At 42.8% G+C, this 4,106-nt stretch carries 2 protein-coding genes and 1 pseudogene; 2 read left to right on the top strand and 1 reads right to left on the bottom strand.

The window, feature by feature from the left end; translation table 11 throughout:
- Positions 1-124: 124 nt before the first annotated feature.
- Both H6F50_RS08485 and dcm read left to right on the top strand, forming a co-directional pair.
- Positions 125-973, top strand: a pseudogene (locus H6F50_RS08485) (family 1 glycosylhydrolase); the annotation flags it as partial.
- A gap of 222 nt (positions 974-1,195) precedes the next feature.
- Positions 1,196-2,401, top strand: a complete 1,206-nt coding sequence (gene dcm, locus H6F50_RS08480; RefSeq protein WP_190428342.1) for a DNA (cytosine-5-)-methyltransferase — start codon at positions 1,196-1,198, stop codon at positions 2,399-2,401.
- Here dcm and H6F50_RS08475 read toward each other — a convergent pair.
- Complete coding sequence (locus H6F50_RS08475; protein ID WP_190428341.1) at positions 2,333-3,253, bottom strand: hypothetical protein; 921 nt, start codon at positions 3,251-3,253, stop codon at positions 2,333-2,335. The two genes, dcm and H6F50_RS08475, sit on opposite strands and share 69 nt — an antisense overlap.
- Positions 3,254-4,106: the final 853 nt, after the last annotated feature.

Raw genomic sequence — 4,106 nt, 5'->3', positions numbered from 1 at the left:
CGCCCGTCTGAAGGCGCTCGGATTGAGGACTTTCAACTGTTGGTAGAGCATGAGCAGATTCAGTAACGCTTACCTACTTTTGGCTCATTTTCTTGATTCATGCAAGAGGTCTACTGATTTCGCCTACGATGTGGATAAAGACCCACCCTTTGCCCCTGGCACTCGCGTCAAAACTCGCAAAGAAGTGTGGCAGACTTCTCACCATGCCCTCCTCGCTCATGGAATGGGCTGTCAAGCTATCCGTGCTGCCTCGCCCGTTCCTTGTTCCGTAGCACTTGTAGACAATATTTCTGTCACCGTTCCCCTCACCGAATCAGCGGCTGATATAACAGCGGCTCAGCAAGCTTTCCATACTTCTTGGCTCAATGGTGGGATTATTTTTCCAGCGCTGACGGGTGTCTACAGTCCAGCAATGCTTGAGAAGTTGGGCGCTGATGCCCCAGATATTCAGTCGGGCGATTTGGAAATCATTCACCAGCCCCTCGACGCAATCGGTATCAATATTTACACGGGAACTTATGTTCGTGCGGCGGACAATAAAGACGGTTACGAGTTTCTTGACTTACCCAAAGGCTACCCGCGAATGAATATGCCTTGGCTGCATATCGTTCCTGAGAGCATCTATTGGGGTATTCGCCATATTAGCAACACGCTTAGGCGACAAGATTTGCCCGTGTTCATTACCGAAAATGGTTGTGCTGCCGAAGACGAACTGAACGCGCAAGGCGAGATAATTGATACAGACCGCATTATGTATTTACGCCACTATTTAAAGGCGGCTCATCGAGCTATTGAGGAAGGTTATCCGCTGAAAGGTTACTTCCTTTGGAGTTTCATGGATAACTTTGAGTGGCCTTACGGTTATAGTCGTCGCTTCGGGATTACCTATGTCGATTACAAGACGCAACAACGCATTCCCAAAGCCAGCTTCAATTGGTATGCCGATTGCATTCGTCAAAACCGGGTGGTTTAGGATAATTGCAAGTTGTGGAGTGGCGCGATTGTTGAACTTTTTAAACTGGTTGAAAGCTTTAATAACAGCAATGAGCAAAGTAAAGCCCCAATCTTATTACTAAGTTCTCGTGACAGGCGTCGTATCAATCTATCTTCTCTTAACAAGGTAAGTAAAAATTAGCTTATCTATCAGAAGATTGTGATACATTAATAGGCAATACAAATAATTATAAATTTTATTGTGACTGACACGTTGCAATTGGTTGCTAATCAAAATTCTCTGCGATTTGCTGAGTTTTTCGCAGGTATAGGTTTGGTACGGAAGGGACTTGAAGAAGTAAACTTCGAGTGTGTTTTTGCTAATGATATTGATCCAGCCAAAGGTGAAATTTACACCAAAAACTTCGGTAATGAGCAACTCCAGATTGACGATATAGCTAATCTTCATGCCCACAACGTTCCAGATGTAACGCTAGTAACAGCGTCATTTCCTTGCCAAGATTTGTCATTAGCTGGTAATAGACAGGGACTAGGGGGGAAACATAGTGGCATCTTCTTTGAGTTTATGCGTATACTCAATGAATTTGCTATTGAGAAAAGATTACCACAGGCGGTACTAATTGAGAACGTTACTGGTCTTTTGAACTCACGTAACGGCAAGGATATCCGGGAAATTCTATCATCACTTAATCAGTTAGGTTATTCATGTGATGTTCTAGTTATTAATGCTGCTTACTTCATACCGCAAAGCCGCCCCCGTGTTTTCATTATCGGTTTGAACACATCTGAACCTATAAGAGGAACTCAGGCGATAAAAGACAATAATACTTATTTCCAGCATCCTTGCCGTCCGTTAGCTGTGCAAAAGCTAATTATTAATAATTCAGATTTATTTTGGAACTTTTTGAAACTGTCACCCTTATCTACGAGGAAAACAGTTCTAGCTGATTTAGTAGATACAAATGACCACCAGAAGTGGTTTAACGATAGTGCCTTGGTACGGGAGTTGTCCTACATCAGAGACAATAGCAAACATCGCTTAGAGAAAGCAAAGCGATTAGCGAGAACAACTAGAGAACCTGTATACTTGACTGCTTATCGTCGGATGCGTAAAGGTTTAGTTTGCCTAGAGACGCGAGATGATGGAATTTCTGGTTGCTTGCGAACTGGGTCGGGTGGTAGCAGTAGGCAAATCCTCATCGTTGTGTCACCTGACCAAATTAAGATGCGATATATGACTGCACGGGAGTACGGACGCCTTCAAGGAGTTGAAGATAGCTTTTGGATTCCAGAGAACCAAAGCGTTGGTCGTTATGCTTTTGGGGACGCGGTTGCGGTGCCTGTTGTTGCTTGGATTGGTTCGGATATCAAGCGCCATTTAGTAGTCAACTCGCAGCGTTCGGTCTTGTTGAATGAGGTCGCAGAAATCGCTGTTGTAAACGTCTAAAACGCGACGAATAGACTCATCAGAGGACAAATTTTTGGAAGAAACAATCTCTGCTAGGATAGTAAGGCAGAAATCTCTAAGCCTGATAATAAACACGTCCTGGTACTCATTAAACAAATGAGCTTGAAAGCTCTCAGCCACGATAAAAACTGGGTAATTGCGCTCTCCAGTAACCGTATGCGTGCGGACAACATCTTCATAAATAGATAGATTAAGCTGTTGAGCTTTAACCTCGAATACTGACCGAATTTTGCCGTTATTTTCACTTACATCAATATCACCTCTTTGTCCGCTTTGAGCGTCGCCAGCGAATACTGCTTTTGTACGCACAGTGATGTTAGGAGTTTCCTCGTATAGAATTTTCAGGAGCGCATATACAAGACCCTGTTGAACTCTACCTCTGCTTTTTACAGCCAGCAACTGGGTCAATATCTGTTGTGGTTTACCAGCTATTGGTAATTGGATAATGGGAGATTTGGCGTTAATGTGATCTGCCACCATCTTTGCTGCTAGCTCGAATACTCTATTGATTTCAGCAGCATTGTTAGATAACTCGTTAACAAGGCTAATAAAAGTACTAATATGGGCTTTCTTCTCGGTTAGATCGCCCCGGATAGCAGTCGGCCCCCAGTAAGGTAGTAAAGCACCGAAGTTCTGGCGCACGTATTCCCGTACAGCAAGACTTCGATACCCCTGTGGAAGTTTGGTTGGAATCTGAGATAAGGTTGGAGTTTCTCGTTTATTCCATAGCGCTCTCAGCATCGTTTGGTAATCGCCGAGAGCGCGATTTTGAGAGAGTTCCGATTCAAGGAAGGCTAGTAAGGCTCTAGATGAGGGATCTTCTAAATTCATAATGTAAGCGAAGTGCGCTTTCAATCAGGTTATCAGTGGAGCGAGTCCTTCCACTCTCCTGACTGAACTCAACTTGAGATAAAGTGCGATCGCTCTGAAACATTACGCACCACATTTGTCTTGGTGGAGGGGGAACTCGTGCAGGCGATAGGTTGGGCAAGCAACACTCTGCGCGCGATCGCTCTCACTTTAATCTGGGTAGTGGATTTAATAAGGTGGCGATCTCACTGATTCCATCCGGAGCAGGAACATCCCATTTTTTAAAAACTACCTGGCAACTGAATGAAGTCACGTCCATACAAACAAAGTCTGACTGCTGCACAGACTAAAATATGATAGATATTTATCGAAAATTATCCATCTTTTACCTTTCAAAATTCTTATAAATCTTGGTTTTCGCTTTTTCAGTCGGATTGTAATCATTGCCAAGAAAAATCTCCTCAATCTATCGGGTTTATTAGTACGAAACCGTACTGAATGCCGATGCCGTTTAGAACTATCCTGAATGAAGATTGGGAATTAGGCTAATCAAGGATTGTATATTGCTGGTTGCTGTTCTTCAACTAAATGGATTAGAGAACTTTCCGGTCTCTGCGCTTTCAGAGCCTAATTAACCCGAACTCAGGTTATCGTTACGGACTTTTTTTGTACAGATACTGCAATGAGAGTCCTGCAAGAGGTCTAATTACTTATAAGTGCTTATGTAAAATAAATTACACATAATAAAAAGTAGAATAAGCTAAAACAAAAGTCAAGAAAACAAGAGACTTATGAGATTTATTAGAGATTTAAGCCGAGAAACTCAAAGGATTCTCAAAAGAATTTATAAAGAAAGTAGACATCATCAAGTGAG

Source organism: Coleofasciculus sp. FACHB-712 (assembly GCF_014695635.1).
GTDB lineage: Bacteria > Cyanobacteriota > Cyanobacteriia > Cyanobacteriales > FACHB-T130 > FACHB-T130.
This window is presented reverse-complemented; position numbering and strand designations above follow the sequence as displayed.